The organism is Agreia sp. (genome assembly GCF_964263775.1).
Classification (GTDB): Bacteria; Actinomycetota; Actinomycetes; order Actinomycetales; family Microbacteriaceae; genus Agreia.
This window is the reverse complement of the sequence record NZ_CAXVWM010000019.1, coordinates 1-16,497: the sequence shown is the minus strand read 5'-3', so window position 1 is coordinate 16,497 and position 16,497 is coordinate 1. Positions and strand designations below refer to the sequence as shown.

The following is a 16,497-nucleotide window of genomic DNA, read 5'->3' as shown; positions in this document are numbered from 1 at the left end:
GGCTGAAAGTTCTGAGCGACGAGCGGCTGCGGCCCGCGCTTGCGCTGATCCACGAACAGCCGTCGAAGGCGTGGACCCTGGAGGACCTCGCCCAGGCCGCCGCCATGTCGCGCTCCACGTTCGCGGAACGGTTTCGGGTGGCCGCAGGATCTCCTCCGCTGGCGTACCTGATCACCTGGCGCATGCTGCTCGCCCAGAAGGCGCTCCGCTCGCCCGACACCCGAGTGGGCGCCCTGGCGTTCGAGCTCGGATACTCATCGGAGAGCTCGTTCAGCAATGCGTTCAAGCGGCACCACGGGGAGTCACCGTCGTCGTACCGTGCGCGGGCCCGTGCTGCCGCTGCCTGACGTGACGAGTGTTGTTCGTGACCAGCTGCGATTTCTGCACACTCTGTGCTGATCACGAGCGGGAACGCTCAGGACAGGCGCGTATTCGTGATGCCTCCGTCGATGTCGAGAACTGTGCCGTGCACGAACTTCGCCTCGTCGGACGCCAGAAATCGCACGGCGAACGCGATGTCGACGGGCCGCACGGGAACACCCGCGACGGTGCCCGCGGCCATGGCCGCGAGCGTGTCGGCATCCGCAGCGTTGCCCGGTGTCGCCGTCGCGCCGGGCGCAACCGTGTTCACGGAGACTCCGCGCGGTCCGAACTCGGCCGCCCACGTGCGGGTCATCTGCTCGAGGGCCGCCTTCGATGCCGTGTACATGGCGCCGACCGGGATGCCGACCCGCGACATCCATGACCCGATGTTGACGATCGAACCCGAGCCGCGCTCGGCCATCGCGGGTGCCAGCTCGGCTACGAGAACGTGCGGCGCGCGGATGTTCGTTGCGAGCACCTCGTCGAGGTCGCCGTCGGCCAGCAGCGCGGTCGGCATCACCGGATAGACCCCCGCGTTGTTGACGAGAATGTCGACGCGGCCGCCGAGCACCTCGGTCGCGGCACGGGCGAAGTTGCGAAGCTCGGAATAGCTGCCCGAGAGGTCGGCGGTCACGGCATGGGCCGCACCTCCTGAGGCGACGATGGAGTCGACGACCGCCTGGGCGCGGGTGGCGTCGCGGCCACTGACGACGACGGTTGCTCCGGATGCGGCGAGCACGCGGGCCGTCGCCTCGCCGATGCCGCTGGTCGACCCGGTGACGATGGCGGTGCGGCTCGCGAGGCGGGAATCGGAGGGAAGGGACTGGAGTACTTCTTCGTTGGACTGCATAGTCCAGTTCTAGCACAGGTGGACCATCGGGTCCAACGAGCTAGTCTGGACTGGTGAACGAGACGAAAGTCACCGAGCGGGGGCGGCTCACCCGACAGCGCATCGTCGAGGCGACGGGTGAGCAGATCCTTGCCTCGGGCATCGGCGGCACGACCCTCGACACGATACGAGCCGCCACTCTGACGAGCAAGAGCCAGCTGTTCCACTACTTTCCCGGAGGAAAGGCCGAACTCGTACGCGAGGTCTCGCGCTGGGAGGGCGAGCAGCTTCTCAGGGCGCAGGAACCCGACATCCACGATCTCGGATCATGGGAATCGTGGGAGCGCTGGCGCATCGCCCTGGTGGAGTACTACATCGGTCGCGGGCGCTGGGCGTGTCCGATCGGATCGCTGGCGACGCAGGCGGCCATGAGCGACCGGGAGCTCGAGACCACGATCGCCGCCTCGATGCGCGCCTGGCGCGACGCGCTCGCGGCCGGGGTCGTCAAGATGGTCGACAGCGGGGCCATCGACTCGTCGGTCGAGCCTCTTCGTGTCGCGACCGTGATCCTCGCGGCCATCCAGGGCGGCCTCGTTCTCAGCCAGCCCGAGCGCTCGCCATGGCCCCTCGAAGCAGCACTCGACAACGCTCTCTCCCCGCTGCACGGATGAGGGCGCGCTTGACCGCGGCACCCTCCGCAGACCACTCCGACAGCGGCGACCTGCGACCCCGCGCGCTACTCTGGACACCATTCCCCGCTGCACGCTGAGCGGTCTGACGCCCCCAATGCAAGGAGACGCCCATGTCGGTCGGCCTGCTCGCCGTCGTCGATGACATTCTGACCGCCGCCCTGAAGGCGAGCGCCAAGACCGCCGGAGTCGTGATCGACGACGCGGCTGTCACCCCGCAGTACGTTCAGGGCCTCACGCCTGCGCGCGAACTGCCCGTCGTGTGGAAGATCGCGCTGGGCAGCCTGGTCAACAAGTTCGTCATCATCATTCCGATCGCCCTGCTGCTCACGGCTTTCGCGCCCTGGGTGCTGCCGTACCTGCTCATCATCGGCGGCACGTACCTGTGCTTCGAGGGTGCGGAGAAGGTCACCGAGTGGTTCGGGGTGCACCACGCCGCCGCCGACGAAGAGCAGAAGACCGAGGGCAAACTCGTCTTCGGCGCGATCCGCACCGACCTCATTTTGAGCACCGAGATCATGCTCATCGCCCTCGACAGCCTCGACCCCGACTTCGGCATCTGGCTCACCCTGGGCGCGCTCGTCGTGATCGGCCTCGGAATGACCCTGCTGGTCTACGGCGCCGTCGCCCTGCTGGTGAAGATCGACGACATCGGGCTGCGACTCATGAAGAACCCCTCTCGCGGCGTCCGTCGCACCGGCGCCCGCATCGTAGCCGCGATGCCCGCCGTGTTCCGCGTGATCAGCATCGTCGGAACGGTCGCGATGCTGTGGGTCGGAGGCCACCTGGTGATCACCAACCTGGCCGAGACGTTCTGGCACGGGCCGTACGACCTGGTGCACGTCGTCACGCACGCCGTCGAGGCTGCCGGCCCCGTCGTCGTGTGGATCGCCGACACCGCGGTGTCATTCGTGTTCGGACTGGTGCTCGGCATGATCATCGTCGGCATCATCACAGGCGTCTCACGGCTGACCACGCGCAATCAGACCGCCGGCGCCTTGCACTGACCTGCACGGGTCAGCGCTGCCGGAGGACGCCGGGCGGCGCCAACGAGAATAAAGGCGCCGCGACCGGAAGTGTCGAGGCCTTCGGTCGAGACGAGTCCAACCCGGTCGGCGGCTGGTACGGGCTGCGACGCGGCTACCGGGGCCGTTTCGGCGTCTACCTTCCGCCGCTGCTCGAGCACCTTGGCCTCGTCGAACTCGAACACGGAGCCCGCAACGCGCACTCGTCGGAGACGCGGGTGATGAGCCATCAGGGCCAGCACCATGCCGGGCGTAATGAATGCACGTACACGAACGTGCCGCACGTGCTTCAACGCCCGCCTCGCAGGGCCGCGCCGATCATGCGCACTGAGCCGGCGCGCTGCCGCCTGGCCTGACGGCTCAACGCAGCGCGCTTACTTTTGCTGACTCGCTGCGTGGTCCGTGAGGGGCGCCCCGGCGACTTGGCTGATATCGATCCAAAACGGCGTAACGAGGTCGATATGCGTCAACTCGCGCACGTTCCGCCCCGGCGACCTGGCTGATATCGACCCAAAACGGCGCAACGAAGTCGATATGCGCCATATGGCCGCCACTACCCCGGGCAGGTGCCCGCCGCACCGCCGGGGCCGCGGCGCCGCCGCTCAGGCCGGGTGGATGCGCGACGTCTCGCGCACCGACGGCAGGCGGTGCCCGTGCAGCAGCACCTCACGCGCCGAGCGGACCCGGCGGGAGATGCCCCACTGGGTGACCTTGAGCAGTGACTCGCGCACGATGCCGCCGCTCATCTTCGACACTCCGTGGGTGCGTTCGACGAACGTGATCGGCACCTCCGTGACGACCAGGCCCGCCTGCAGCGCACGCCATACGAGGTCGAGCTGAAAGCAGTAGCCGTGCGAGGCCACGTTGTCGAGGCCGATTCGGTCGAGCGCCTCGCGCCGGTACACGCGATAGCCGCCCGTCGCATCCTTCACCCCGATGCCCAACGCGAGCCGCGCATAGAGGTTGCCGCCGCGGCTCAGGAACTCGCGGCGCTTGGGCCAGTTCTCGACCCTGCCGCCGGCGACCCAGCGCGAGCCGAGAACGAGGTCGCTCTCGCCCAGCAGCTCGAGCATCCCGGGAAGGGCCTCGGGCTGGTGCGAGCCATCGGCATCCATCTCGACGATCGCGTCGTAACCCCGCTCGCGCGCCCACGCGAAGCCCGCCAGGTAGGCGACGCCGAGCCCCTCTTTGCCTCCTCGGTGCAGAACGTGCACTCGCGCGTCGGCGGCGGCAAGGCGGTCGGCGATGTCGCCCGTTCCGTCGGGCGACGAGTCGTCGACGATGAGCAGTTCGGCCACGCCGGTCGCCAGCACGCGGCGGGCGATGGGCTCGAGGTTGTCTTTCTCGTTGTAGGTCGGCATAACGACCAGGGTCTTCAGCACGGTGAGTCCTTTCGAGGGGAGAAACAGAGGGTGAACAAGCGGAGAGAGTGAAAGTCAGGCGATCTTCGTGGCGAACACCACGACGTTGTCGACGTAGTGGCCCGTCGAGTCGTCGAAGGCCCCGCCGCACGTCACCAGCCGCAGCTGGGCATCCGGGGTCGGGCCGTAGACCTCTGCGGTGGGGAAGGCGTTCTTCGGAACCTGCAGTTGGGAGTCGACTCTGAAGCGCGCGGTCGAGCCGTCGGAGAGGTCGACCTCGACGGCGTCGCCCGCCTTCAGCGTGGGAAGCCGGTAGAAGACGGCCGGGCCGACCGCCGAGTCGATGTGGCCGGCGATGACCGCCGGACCGAGCGCCCCCGGCACGATACCGCTGCGGTACCAGCCCGCGCTCGCGAAGTCGACGGGCGGCTGAATCCAGCCCGTGGCATCCCGATCGAGCATCTCGAGGCCCGAGTCGACGCCGATCGACGGGATGCGCACACGCACGGGCGACACGGCCGCCGTGCCGGATGCGGCACCCGAAGCCGCGGCACCGGATGCGCCACCCGAGGCCGCGGCACCGGATGCGCCACCCGAGGCCGCGCCCGTGCCCGCGCCCGATCCGAGCTGCGGATCCTGGAACGCCCCCGCCGCGCCCTGCGACGGGTCGGAGACGCGAGAGGCGCCGGCCGCGATCGGCGGACAGCCGCCGAGCAACTCGGTCTCGAGCATCAGCCCCGCGAGCGCCGACCAGGCGGCCCCGTAGTACGTGGCCGTCGTGCCGTCGAGAGTGTCGGCGGTGGTGAGGTCTGCAACCGCCGCGACCTGGTCGCCGCTCGCAGCCGCCGATGCCGCCCGTGCGGCGTAGCCGAGTGGATGCTCGTCGCCGGTCACCGCGGTTCCGCCGAGATCGAGCTGGGCGGCGAGCTGGGGCTGGCGCGCGAGCGTGGGCAGCAGCTGGGCGGCGAGTGCCGAGTCCTGCACGGCGCACGACTCGGCGTAGCGAATCGGCAGGCGAGCAGCGTCGTAGCCGTACTCCACACCCCCGGTCGACGAGGAGTCGACGGTGGCTGCCGCGCTCGGGCCAGCGAGGTTGTCGACGGTTCCGTCGGCGTGCACCTGGGTCCAGTTCGAGGGCAGCGGGCTCTTGCCGAGTACCGCGGTGGTCGCGGCGCGCGATCCCTCGGTCAGCTCTGCCCACCGCGGGTCGCCCGAGCTTCGGCCGAGCACGGCGAAAGCCACCGGCGAGGCGTACGACGGGTTGTAGGCGTAAGGCTCGGCGTCGGCGGCCCAGAGCCCGGGCAGCAGGATGCGACCGAGCGAGGTCTCCACGGTCAGTTCGTCGAGAATCACCGTTCCCAAGGCGTCGCCCGCCTTGGTCAACTCGGGCCGCTCGAAGCGTTCTCCGGCGATCACGAGGGCGCGGGCCGCGTCGAGGTCGGCGTCGGAGGCCGGCTCGTCGTCGACGACTGCGCCGTCGGCCCACTGCCACGAGAGCAGTCCGTCGGGGCGCACGAGTTCGTCTTCGGTCCAGTTCCAGATCTCATCGAACGACTTCTCGTCGCCCACGGCTGCGGCGATGAGCATCCCGTAGGCCTGCCCCTCGCTCACGGTGTCGTCGCCCTGGTCGCGGCGAACCACCCGGCCGTCGTCGACCCAGTCGGCGAGAAAGGTCTTGCCGAGCTGCTCGGCCGAGCGGGTCGCGTCGTTCGAGTTCGCGGTCGGCGAGTCGGATGCGGGGGCGCCCGCCGTGCAGCCGGCGAGCAGGCCGCCCACCGTCAGCACGGCGACGCCGGCGAGAATCGAGGGTCGCCAACGGTTCGTGGTGACCCGGGCGACCATCAGCGCGACTCCGCTGCGCGACGGCGCACGGCAACCAGCGCGAACGCGCCGAACAGCGAGAGCGCGCCAAGCAGCGCGATGCCGATACCCGATCCGGCTGCCGAACCGATGTCGAATCCGGTGCCGATGTGCTCGGTCGCGGTCGCGCCGCCACCGGTCTGTATGCCGCCGACCGGCATGTCGCCGACCGAGGCCGAGTCGAGCACGGGCTTCAGCGTGACGCCGCCCGCCGCGGTGTCGAGCACGAACAGGGTGGCCACGCTACCGGAGGGCAGGTCGACGTCGGTCGCGCTGGTCTGGGATCCGCCCGTGACGTTGAGCGACCAGGGGCCGGCGGCGACACTGGCGTAGTTCGTGGCCGTGCCCTGGGCGGCATTCTTGGTGATGTCCATGCCCGTCGTGGTGGAGATGTCGACCGACTTCGCATTTGTCGACGCCTGGATCACGCGAACCCTCGCCTGTCCGTCGCTCGGAGGCGTGAGGTCGTCGGGAAAGACGGTCGTGTCGAGATCAGCGTTCCTGCCGAACGCGGCGACAGTCACGGGCTGGCCGCTGACGATGTTCACCGACTGCTGGATCATCGGCGTGGTGCTGTCGGGCGAACCTGTCGGCACCATCGACACCACGTAGGTGCCCTGCGGCGCGTAGATGTAGTCGGAGACGGCGCCGTACGCCACGTTGTCGAGTTCGGAGACGACGTCGCCGCCGGCCAGCGCGGTGAGCTTGACGTCGACCGACTTGGTGTCTGGCGAGAGGTGGGCGACGCGCACCCAGCCCTTGCCGGGCTCGTCGGCCTGGGCGCTCGAGGCGCCCGCGAAGGTCAGCGCTGCGGCCGCGGCGACGGCGGTCGCCGTTGCGGCCAGCCGGCGCAGACGGGTGGAGGGGGAGGTCATGGGTCGGGTGCTCATGGTCGGTTCCTTTCCGGAGGGAATTCTGTTGGGGTGTGCGGGGTGTGCGGAGGTAATTCGGTTCGGTGGGGCGATGGATGGGCGGGGTCTGCTCAGTTGACGTGCGGCAGCAGCCCCGTCGGCTCCCCGACGGGGAAGGTGACGAGAACGCCCGCGTCGGTGACGGTCACCGAGCTCGGCTTCACGGGGCCGTCGAGGGCACCGAACCAGCCGGTGACGGCGGTTCGTGCCGCCTCTCCGTCGACGGATTGCAGCAGCACCTGTCGGCGGGCCGCGTCGTTCTCACCCGTCACTGCGGGAAAGTCGAGGACGGTGGCGTCACCCGTGCCGAGCAGCTGGCCCAGCGACAGGATGATCCGCGAGTCGACGCGTCCTCCCGTGAGCAGGTCGCGCGACGCGGTGTCGAGCGTCAGCGCGGGGTTTGCGGCCAGCTGCGCGCCGGCCGACGCGCGGTCGGCGAACCCGGCCTGCGCATCCGCTTCGGCCTGCTCGGCGCCGTCGGGGTCGATGCGGCGGATGTCGACCTGCTGGTTGCCCTCGCCGAAGCTCGCGACCGATACCGAGCTCTCGATCGCCTGGTTGACGTTGCTCCCGGTGTTCGGGAAGGTGCGCATCGAATCGGTCGTGATGACGTAGTCGGAGTCGCGCCAGCCGTTCGGCGAGACCGCCTGCACGGCGGGGTCGGTGTCGAGCTTGTAGTACCAGATCACGTTGTCGCGGGCGAAGCCGTCGTCTACGAGGTCGACCCACATCGCGTCGTCGACGATCAGTCGCGAGTCCTTCGCGACGTTGGCGTCGACCCATTCCTGGGCCTGGCGCATGGGCTGATCGAGATCGGCGAGGAAGAATCCGCGCAATTGGGTGGCCCAGAGCGGAACGGCGACGGCTGTCGCAGCGACGGTCGCCACAACGGCGGCGACGGCCACGGCCTTGCGGCCCCGACCCTTTTTTCTGCGGTACCCGACGATCGCGGCCTGCACGACGCCGGGAATCAGCAGAGCGCCGAAGGGCAGCAGCATGATGACGTAGGGCACCGGAACGTAGCTGCCCGGGCGGAAGAGGAATGCCGTCGCCAGCAGCAGCAGGATGGCGAACGGGCGCAGGCGCCTGATGGAGAGGGCGCCGACGGCCGCGACACCGGTGGCGAGGATGCCCACCGGGTCGAGCTGCCACCACATGCCGAAGGTCTTCGAGACCAGCGAGCCTGGATCGGCGAGCGAGCCGCTCGACTGCCGTGAACCCAGCTGGAACATGACGCCGTCGATCAGGCTCACCCGGTCTGGGCCGGGAATCAGTTCGCCCTTCACCAGTGCCAGCAGAATGTAACCGCCGCCGATCAGCACGAGCACGCTCGCCGCGACCGAGAGCGTGTAGCGGCGGGTGGAGGGGTGGGCGTTGCGCCACAGGAGCCAGGCCACGAGCGGAAGCGCGAGCAAGAAGGTCTCCTTGCTCAGCACGGCGATGCCGAAGGCGGCCGCCGATCCCACGAATGCCGCGAGCTGTTTGCGCCGGCTCAGGGCAAGCACCAGCGAGGCGAGCAGCCACATGGTGGCGATGTTGTCGAGGTAGACCGAGCGGTGAAACTGCAGCGCGAGCGGCGACAGTGTGAAGAGCAGCACCGCGGCAGCCGCGGCCGGGCGGGTGAAGCGCAGTTTGCGCGCCAGCGCCCAGAGCAGCAGGGCGGCGATCATCGTGGTGACCACCATGAACTCGCGGGCCGCGATCACGGCCACGTCGTAGCGCTCGAACGCCCCGGTCAGCTGGGTCCAGCCGGCGAGCTGGATCCAGCCCACCGGCGGGTGGTCGTACCAGAACGTGTAGTGGGCGAGCTCGCCGAGCTTGTCGATGGCCCAGGCCTGCGCCGTGTAGGTGCCCTCGTCGTCGATCCGCTGCGGAGAACCCGCGAGGTTCACGATCTGCGCGATGACTCCCACGATGAACGTCGGCAGGAGCCAGAGGGCGCTGCGGCGGTGACGCCGCGCCCAGGCCGCCGGCCGCGAGCGGCGAGACGTCATGCGGGGCGGGCCGGCCTGTGAGCCGGGCGCATCCAGAATCGGGTCACCGGATGCGATGGGTCGGTCGAGAGTCGACGTCATGACTGGCCTCCGACGGTCTGCGGGGTGGGCAGGAGGATGGGTTCGCCGAGGCGATCGGTCGAGCTCGCGAGCGCGCTGGTCTGCTCGTCGCGGTGGGCGCCGGTGTGCTCCGTCTTCTCCCATGCGTTGATGCGGCGGGCCTGGCGGATGACCGAGCGGATGGCGGCGAGGGCCAGGAAGATCTGGAACGGGAACATGCCGAGCACGAGCTTCGCGTAGTCGCGTGCACGCACCTTCTGCTTGTACACGCGGCCGAACTCGGCGAGGCCGGTGATCTCGACGGCGAGCGTCACGATCGTCGGCAGCAGCGGCAAGAAGGTGATGAGCGCGACCGGGGTCGGAACCTTGACGAAGAATATCAGGGCGAGCGAGATCGGAATGAGCAGGCCGGTGGCCGCCTGCAGGAACGGCATGGTCAGCAGGTACCGCGCGAACATGCGCTGCTTCAGGTGGGGCAGCTTCTTCCATTCGCCCTTGCCGTAGACCTGCAGAAAGCCCTGGTTCCAGCGGGTGCGCTGCTTGTAGAGCGACTTGAGGGTCGGCGGAGTCTCCTCCCGGGTCACGTACTCGGGGTTGTAGGCCACCACGACCTTGGCGTTGTCGCTCGACAGGCGAACGCCGAGCTCGCAGTCCTCGGCGAGGCATTCGGCATCCCAGCCCTCAGACCAGTCGAGGCGCGCCTTGGTGACGAACACGGTGTTGCCGCCCAGCGGAATGAAGCGCGACTTCGCGTGGAAGTGCAGGCGCGAGCGGAACCAGAAGTAGTACTCGAGCACGTTGCGCAGCGACCACCAGCTCGATTGAAAGTTCATGAGCTGCACGCCGCCCTGCACCACGTCGGCGTCGGTCTCTTGAAACTTGGAGTCGACGACCGTGAGCAGGTGCGGGTGCACCTCGTCTTCGGCGTCGAATACGCCGACGATGTCACCGCGGGCCGACTTCAGCGCCGTGTTCAGCGCCTTCGGCTTGTTCTTCGGAACGCTGTAGTCGACGACCACTCGGATGAGCTCGGGGTGGCGTTCGGCCGCCTGGCGGGCCACTTCTTCGGTGCCGGGATCGTCGTCACCCACGATGGCGATGATCTCGAAGTCGGGGTGATCCTGCTCTGCGAGGCGGTCGAGCGTGTCGCCGAGCACCTCTTCTTCATGTCGCCCGGGCACCAGCAGGGTGAACGAATGGGCCGCGGGGCGGGGGTTCGAGGTGAACTGGGTCTTCGCCAGACTCGAGGTCGATCGCCAGGCGTGCAGCATCCACCACAGGGTGGTCGTCGCCACGATCGTGAGCAGCACGGCGACGAGCATCAGGGTCGAGTAACCCAGCCATTCGGCGGGCGTCCACGACGGCAGCAGGCCGGCGAAGGCATCCGTCGTGGTGGTGCCGGGCTCGATGCCGCGGTTCGGCAGGATGCCGTCGGCCGGCTGGGGAATGGGTGCGGGTGTGAGGAGGGGGCCGGGTTCCGGGTTCGGATCGACGAGGGCTGTGAGGGTCGAACGGTAGGTCATCGGCTTCCTTCGGGTAAAGGGGTCGTTGCGAGGGTGGAGGGCTGGGGCAGATCGTCGAAAGCGCGGCGCGAGCGGTTCATCAGGCGCTCGCCGAGGGGGCCGAACACGACGAGGCGGTAGGCGGCGAAGCGGAATGCGGTGCCGAGCACCAGGCCCACGCCGTTGCCGGCGATGTTGTCGGCCAGTTGCGACGTGTAGCCGAGCACGTAGTGCGACACGAACAGGCACGCGGATGCGATCAGCAGGCCGAGAACGTTGGCCACGGCGAAGAGGATTCCCTCCCGCACGGCGTTCTCGGACCGCTCCTTGCGGAAGGTCAGGTAGCGGTTTCCGATCCAGGCGACGCAGGTCGCGACCGCCACAGAGAACACCTTCGACCAGATCGGGCCGTCGGTGAAGACCGTGGAACGCAGGAGGTTGTACACGCCGAGATCGACGACGAAGGCGAGAACGCCGACGGTTCCGAAAGACGCGAGGCGCGCGAGGGAGTGCGTGAATCGTGCTGGGGGCATGGAGGTGTTCCGGAGGCCCCTACAGGTCGGATTGGTGCACCCAGCCTTTTGCCAGTTTATGAGAATATGTCGGAAACATAGCGGTAATCACCCCGAAAAGGGGGCCAAATGAAGAGCGTCAGTAGACTGGTCTGCGTTGGCCTACGTGATGCGTCTCACGAAGTCGCACACGGCGTCTGCAACCACCGCACCCGCGCGGTCGTTCAGGTGAACGTGGTCGGTGAGCGCCTCGAGGCCGTTGCGGCGGGAGATCTCGTTCCATGATCTCCTCAGAAGACTGTGGGAGAGCGAAGCTGTGACGATAACGGCGACGTCGGCGGTGTACGGGGGCGGCGTTCGATCTGGCGTGAGCAGCTGCTGCAGGCCGGCTCGGATCGGCAGCAATTCGTGTCCCTGTTCGTGGACAAGCGTTCTCAGCGCGCGGTTGTACTCGTCGACCCTGACGTTCATCTCACTGCCCAGGTTCTCGCCGAGCATCGGAATCTCGAGCACCGCCACGCTAGCCCGCGTGCGAGTGCGCACGTTCTCGAGAATCTCCGAGACGGCGCTCCGATAGTGTGCGAGGGTCGGAACGCTCCGCAAACCCTTCTGCCGCCGGAACATGTGCTCCATTTTTTCGCTCTGGGTCGCCTGCACGTCGTTCGTGCCGATCAACAGCGTCACGGCATCCGGGCGGCACGCAACCACCTGGTCGAGCCGGTCAACGACATTGAATGCGAGGTCTCCGTTGACTCCCGCGTTGACGAAGTCGATCGGGCGGTTGCCGTTCCGCCGGGCGACGGCTGCGGCCCAGTTCGAGCTCACTGCGCCTCGGGTGATGCTGTCGCCCAGAAACACCACCGTGGACCGTGAGTCGGTCTTGCCCGCACGGCGGGATCTCAGAAAGGCCTCCGGTGATCGGTGCACGACCGCCGCGTCACTCGTCAAATGTGATCACCACTTTATCCGTCGCGCCCGGAGTACCGGCCAGCGTGATCGCTCCCTCCACGTCGCCGAAGTCGATTCGGTGGCTGACCAATTTCGCGAACCGGTCTTGATGCGCGACCAGGTCGGCAGTCACTTCGAAGATCTCGGTCGGGTAGCCCATCGAGGCCGAGAATGTGAGCTCCGCGATCATCATGAGGCCGGTGTCGATCAACTCGGGCTGTTTGTGAACGCCCGCCATCACGAGTCGGGCGCCCCATTTCGCCGACGCGATGGCCGTCTGCAGCACGGATGGCGCGCCGGCGGCATCCAGGTACATATCGGTGGCGGGGCGCGGCATCCCGATCGCATTGGTGCCCTCGCCGTGAAGCTCGCTCAGCCGGGCCGTGACGTCCTCGATCGAGGAGTCGATCACCGCATCGGCTCCGATGTCGAGCGCCTTGTCCAGCCGCCCGCGCACCACGTCTACGACCACGACGTGGGCGACGCCCGCCAGCTTCAGCCAGATCGCCGCCCCGAGGCCGATCGGTCCGGCTCCGAACACGACCGCACTCTCGGAGGCGCGGGGCGCGGCCCGATTCACCAGGTGCTTGGCGACCGCCATCGGCTCGTTCAAAGCCGCCACCCAGAAGGGAAGCGAGTCGGGGATGATCGCCAGATCACGGTCGACGTGCGCGTTCTCGTTCAGCAGAAACTCTCGGAGAGCCCCCAGCTGCCCGCCGTTGCCGTTGATGCCACTCGGGGCTGACATCGGGTTGACGACGACATGGTCTCCGACCTTGACGTCGACGACGTGTGTGCCGACTTCGACGACCTCGCCGGCCGGCTCATGCCCGAGCGCGATCGGCTGGTCGACATACTGCATGCCTCCCGCAGCTACGAAACCCAGATCCGTGCCGCAGATACCGCAGGCGCGCACTCGTATGAGAACGTCCTCCGGCCCCACGACGGGCCTCGGCACATCGCGCACCTGAACAGTGCCAGGATCGGCCGTGTAGACCGCTTTCATCGACGACGTGGGCGCGTCATCGGATGCGTGGTTCGAGAGAGTCATGATCTTCCTTCAGTGTTCGAGGTGGTCGGCAGGTCGAGTCCGTCACCGAAGCGGAACAGCGGGTCTGCGGTGTCGAAGGCCATGTCGGGCCGCTGGTTGGCCACGGCCTCTTGAGAGCGCGGGACGTCGAAGGGCAACCTGCCCACCGGGGCGACCTTTCCGAAGAGCACATCGAGTACCGCGTCATCCGACGCGCCGTAATCGACTATCAGTGCCGCTGCGAAGTCGGCCAGGGGGGCGAGGAGCGCGGGTCGGTCGAGGTACACGTCAACGATCGTCGGGATCCGCTCCGCGATGGACCGCATCCGAGACATCTCGTTCTCGGCGAACTCGAGGCTGCCGGCCCGAAAGTACGGGGCGACGCCTCCCGTGCGCGGTTCGAAAGGCGCCTGGATGCGGATGATGGCGACGTCGGCCTCCTCCGGACTCGCCACCGTCTGTGCGTGCGCGGCGACGGCCTCAGGGTTGACGCCCTCCACATAGATGCGGATGCCGGGCTCGAGCGGCAGAACGGCACTGGTCGGAGCGGGGCCCGCGTTTCGCTCACTCGTCGGCGTGGTGTTCTTCAGCACCGTGATCGACGCGCGCTGCGCCGCCCGCCCGGCAGAACGGAACTCCTCGTTGCCGATGATCACCTCTGCCGCCTCTTCGTCGACGTACGGGTTGTCGAAGAGCCCGAGCACGAATTTCTCGCGCAACAGTCGTGCGACCGAGACATCGACGCGATCCTCCGACATCCGGCCCGAGTGCACGAGTTCGAGCAGCAGCTCCGTGCAGTACTCTCCGCCCAACTGGTCGGCGCCGGCATTCAGCACTTTCTCGAGACGGTCGATCGGGGCGAGGTGCTCGACGCCCCAGGCCCGAGCCTCGATGCGCTCACCCTGCATGATCGAGTCGGTCACGATGCTCCAGTCGGTGCAGACGATGCCGTCGAAGCCGAGCTGCTCGCGCAGCAGACCGGTGATGATCGACTTGTTGAAGCCGAATCCCACCTCCTCATACTCGGTGCCGATCGGCATGCCGTAGTAGGGCATCATCTGCGATGTGCCTGCCTCGATCGCGGCAAGGAAGGGTTGCAGGTGGTGAGCGAAGCCGTCGCCCGGGTACACCTGCTCGCGACCGTAGGCGAAATGCGGGTCCTCGCCATCTTTCTGCGGGCCGCCGCCGGGAAAGTGCTTCGTCATCGTCGAGACCGACTCGGACCCGAGCGCTGTGCCTTGGAAGCCGCGGATGTACGCCGCTCCCAGTCGGGAAGTCAGATCGACATCCTCGCCGAACGTGCCCACGATGCGCGACCAGCGCGGCTCGGTCGCCAGATCGATCTGCGGGTGAAGCGCGAGCCGGATGCCTGCCGCGAGGTATTCCTGCCTCGCGATGTCGGCGAATCGGTGCACGAGCTCGTCCGATCCGATAGCCGCCAGGCCCAGTGTTTCCGGCCATTGCGAGAATGGTCCTGACGCCATTGCGGCGGCGGGGTTGTCGGTGAACGAGTGTCTCGGGTCTGTAGAGAATGTGACCGGTATGCCCCACCCTGTGTTCGAAGCGAGGCGCTGAACTTCATTGGTCCAGGCAGCGAACTCGCGACCGGTTTCTGCCGCCCCGACGAGGTTGAAGTGCGTCATGCGCCGGTCGCGGATCATCGCCTCGAGCGACGGCATTCCGATCATCTGGAGGTCCATCGACGGGTCCACCATGAGGGCGATGGTTTGGAACAGGAGGCCGACCTTCTCATCGAGCGGCAGGCGCGACACCAGGTCGTCCACGCGCTGCTCCACGGGAAGGGTGGGGTTCTGATAGGGGTACTCGCGCACGGTTTCGAGTTCGCTCATGAGTGATGACGTCTTTCTGATCGTTGGGTGACAAGGGGCATTGGTCGGGTGCGAAGCACGGTGGTCACTGCGAGCCGGTGACCTTCACGAAGATGATCGAGCCTCCGGCAACCGTGCAGACGGCGGCCAGCAGAAACAGAACTCCATAGTTCTGCTGGCCACCGGTCGCGCCGATGAGCAGAAAGGCCGGCGCCGTGATCGGCGCCACCGACTGGCCGATCTGAAGCGCGAGTTGGTTGATGCCGACGAACCGGCCCGCGTTCACGTCCCGTTCCGGGAGGATGTCGAGCACGATCGCCTGATCGACGGCGCTGAAGATTCCCGTACCGAGGTTGATGACGACGAACCCGATGATCACCACCGTCATGTCCGGCGCGAGCGCCAAGATGACGGCGCCGGCGGCGAAGATGACGCAGGCGATGAGCACGAAAATTCGCCGCCGGTGTAGCCGGTCCGAGAGAATGCCGCCTCCGAGAGCGCCGATGGCAGCGGCTCCGATACCCGCGATCGAGGCGATGGCGAACAGGCCGGCGATCTCGGCAATGGTCGTGCCCGCCCTCTGCGCGAAGTAGAACGTCGTGAACGTGGTGCTGAGGCTCAACGCGAAGTAGACCAGAAACCGACCGAGCCAGTTCCAAGCGAAAGCCGGATACTGCCGAGGATCGAAGACGTATTTCGGGAGCACGGACTTCCAGCTCAACCGCGCCGCTGGCGCGAGTCCTCGAGCGTCATCCCCTCGCGCGAACACGACGAAGACCAGCCCGAGGGCCACACCGATCAGCCCCGGAACGAGGAACAGGAGGAAATTGTTGGTGACGAATCCCGCGGCCAGCCCGACGCCGACGACAGGAGCGACGAGCTGCACGAAGCCGGTGAAGCCCGAGACGCGGCCGCGCTGCGATTCAGGCAGACGATCAGCGGTGACGTTGACCAGCCCGGTGAGTGCGTTGCCGAATCCGAGTTGAGCGAGCGCCCAGCCCACGCCGAGCACGGCGATGCTCGGCGCCGACGCCATGACGATGAGCGAGGCGAACCCGATGAGACTTCCGATCAAGATGAACGGCCTCCGGCGGCCGAGCCGGGATCGGGTGCCGTCACTGATGACGCCGACCAGCGGAATCGAGACCAGGGCCACTATCGAGCCGACGCCGATGATGTAGCCGAGGTACTCGGGGTGCTGGGGGTCGAGCTGTTCCACCCGCACCGCCAGCGAGATCCCCACGGGGGCGATGAACGCGAGGTACAGGCCGAAGGTGCTCAAGACCAGTAGCCAGATGAAGGATGCGCTGACCTTCGGCATTCCTGTCGCGCCGACGATGGCAGTGCCCTGGGCCAACCCGGGAACAGCAACCGCGGACAGCGCATTGTCTGCGACAGGGTCACCTGCTGCCCCGCGGCCGGGCGACTGTTCCGCATCCACCATGAGGTCCTCCTCGACCCAAATCACGAGAGATTCATCTCTCGTGAAGACCGAACCTAGCACGAAAATCGCGTTGTGATGGTAATTTCATTTCGAATCCGTTCGGTAGGCGTGCGGTACCGTTGAAAGCGTTCACACAGAGC

The 16,497-nt window shown here is 67.4% G+C and carries 15 protein-coding genes; 4 read left to right on the top strand and 11 right to left on the bottom strand.

What is annotated here, in order from left to right:
* The coding region (locus ACE5CZ_RS02105; RefSeq protein ID WP_374945707.1) for a helix-turn-helix transcriptional regulator at positions 1 to 347 on the top strand (347 nt) is incomplete at its 5' end.
* Positions 348 to 415: 68 nt separating this feature from the next.
* Here ACE5CZ_RS02105 and ACE5CZ_RS02100 read toward each other — a convergent pair.
* The gene (locus tag ACE5CZ_RS02100; protein ID WP_374945706.1) at positions 416 to 1,213 is read right to left on the bottom strand and encodes an SDR family NAD(P)-dependent oxidoreductase; all 798 of its coding nucleotides are present in this window, start codon (positions 1,211 to 1,213) and stop codon (positions 416 to 418) included.
* 53 nt (positions 1,214 to 1,266) lie between these two features.
* Here ACE5CZ_RS02100 and ACE5CZ_RS02095 point away from each other — a divergent pair, with 53 nt between their 5' ends.
* The 3 genes from ACE5CZ_RS02095 (at position 1,267) to ACE5CZ_RS02085 (ending at position 3,262) form a co-directional block, all read left to right on the top strand.
* Positions 1,267 to 1,863: a TetR/AcrR family transcriptional regulator gene (locus ACE5CZ_RS02095; RefSeq protein WP_374945705.1), complete on the top strand. Its 597-nt coding sequence runs from the start codon at positions 1,267 to 1,269 to the stop codon at positions 1,861 to 1,863.
* Between the two features lie 131 nt (positions 1,864 to 1,994).
* The gene (locus ACE5CZ_RS02090; protein ID WP_374945704.1) at positions 1,995 to 2,888 is read left to right on the top strand and encodes a DUF808 domain-containing protein; all 894 of its coding nucleotides are present in this window, start codon (positions 1,995 to 1,997) and stop codon (positions 2,886 to 2,888) included.
* Positions 2,789 to 3,262: a DUF6855 family protein gene (locus ACE5CZ_RS02085; protein WP_374945708.1), complete on the top strand. Its 474-nt coding sequence runs from the start codon at positions 2,789 to 2,791 to the stop codon at positions 3,260 to 3,262. Before ACE5CZ_RS02090 ends, ACE5CZ_RS02085 begins: the two co-directional genes overlap by 100 nt.
* A 246-nt stretch (positions 3,263 to 3,508) precedes the next feature.
* Here the strand turns inward: ACE5CZ_RS02085 and ACE5CZ_RS02080 are convergent, their stop codons facing one another.
* From ACE5CZ_RS02080 to ACE5CZ_RS02035, 10 genes are all read right to left on the bottom strand, one after another.
* Positions 3,509 to 4,288 (bottom strand): polyprenol monophosphomannose synthase, encoded by a 780-nt coding sequence (locus ACE5CZ_RS02080; protein WP_374945703.1) that lies wholly within the window; start codon positions 4,286 to 4,288, stop codon positions 3,509 to 3,511.
* A 54-nt stretch (positions 4,289 to 4,342) separates the two neighbouring features.
* Positions 4,343 to 6,109: a class F sortase gene (locus tag ACE5CZ_RS02075; RefSeq protein ID WP_374945702.1), complete on the bottom strand. Its 1,767-nt coding sequence runs from the start codon at positions 6,107 to 6,109 to the stop codon at positions 4,343 to 4,345.
* Positions 6,109 to 7,017, bottom strand: a complete 909-nt coding sequence (locus ACE5CZ_RS02070; protein ID WP_374945701.1) for a DUF4397 domain-containing protein — start codon at positions 7,015 to 7,017, stop codon at positions 6,109 to 6,111. Before ACE5CZ_RS02070 ends, ACE5CZ_RS02075 begins: the two co-directional genes overlap by 1 nt.
* A 92-nt stretch (positions 7,018 to 7,109) precedes the next feature.
* Entirely contained in the window at positions 7,110 to 9,113 is a 2,004-nt protein-coding gene (locus ACE5CZ_RS02065) for an ArnT family glycosyltransferase (protein WP_374945700.1), read from the bottom strand.
* Positions 9,110 to 10,615 carry a glycosyltransferase gene (locus ACE5CZ_RS02060; protein ID WP_374945699.1) on the bottom strand — a complete coding sequence of 502 codons (1,506 nt, stop codon included), beginning with the start codon at positions 10,613 to 10,615 and terminating at the stop codon, positions 9,110 to 9,112. Before ACE5CZ_RS02060 ends, ACE5CZ_RS02065 begins: the two co-directional genes overlap by 4 nt.
* Positions 10,612 to 11,127 (bottom strand): GtrA family protein, encoded by a 516-nt coding sequence (locus ACE5CZ_RS02055; RefSeq protein WP_374945698.1) that lies wholly within the window; start codon positions 11,125 to 11,127, stop codon positions 10,612 to 10,614. The genes ACE5CZ_RS02060 and ACE5CZ_RS02055 overlap by 4 nt, the downstream gene beginning before the upstream one ends.
* 141 nt (positions 11,128 to 11,268) lie before the next feature.
* Entirely contained in the window at positions 11,269 to 12,033 is a 765-nt protein-coding gene (locus tag ACE5CZ_RS02050) for an SGNH/GDSL hydrolase family protein (protein ID WP_374945697.1), read from the bottom strand.
* 10 nt (positions 12,034 to 12,043) lie between these two features.
* The gene (locus ACE5CZ_RS02045) at positions 12,044 to 13,105 is read right to left on the bottom strand and encodes a zinc-binding dehydrogenase (protein ID WP_374945696.1); all 1,062 of its coding nucleotides are present in this window, start codon (positions 13,103 to 13,105) and stop codon (positions 12,044 to 12,046) included.
* Positions 13,102 to 14,934 (bottom strand): glycoside hydrolase family 3 protein, encoded by a 1,833-nt coding sequence (locus tag ACE5CZ_RS02040; protein ID WP_374945695.1) that lies wholly within the window; start codon positions 14,932 to 14,934, stop codon positions 13,102 to 13,104. Before ACE5CZ_RS02040 ends, ACE5CZ_RS02045 begins: the two co-directional genes overlap by 4 nt.
* A 64-nt stretch (positions 14,935 to 14,998) precedes the next feature.
* Positions 14,999 to 16,357, bottom strand: coding sequence for an MFS transporter (locus ACE5CZ_RS02035; RefSeq protein ID WP_374945694.1), 1,359 nt, complete (start codon positions 16,355 to 16,357; stop codon positions 14,999 to 15,001).
* Positions 16,358 to 16,497: the final 140 nt, after the last annotated feature.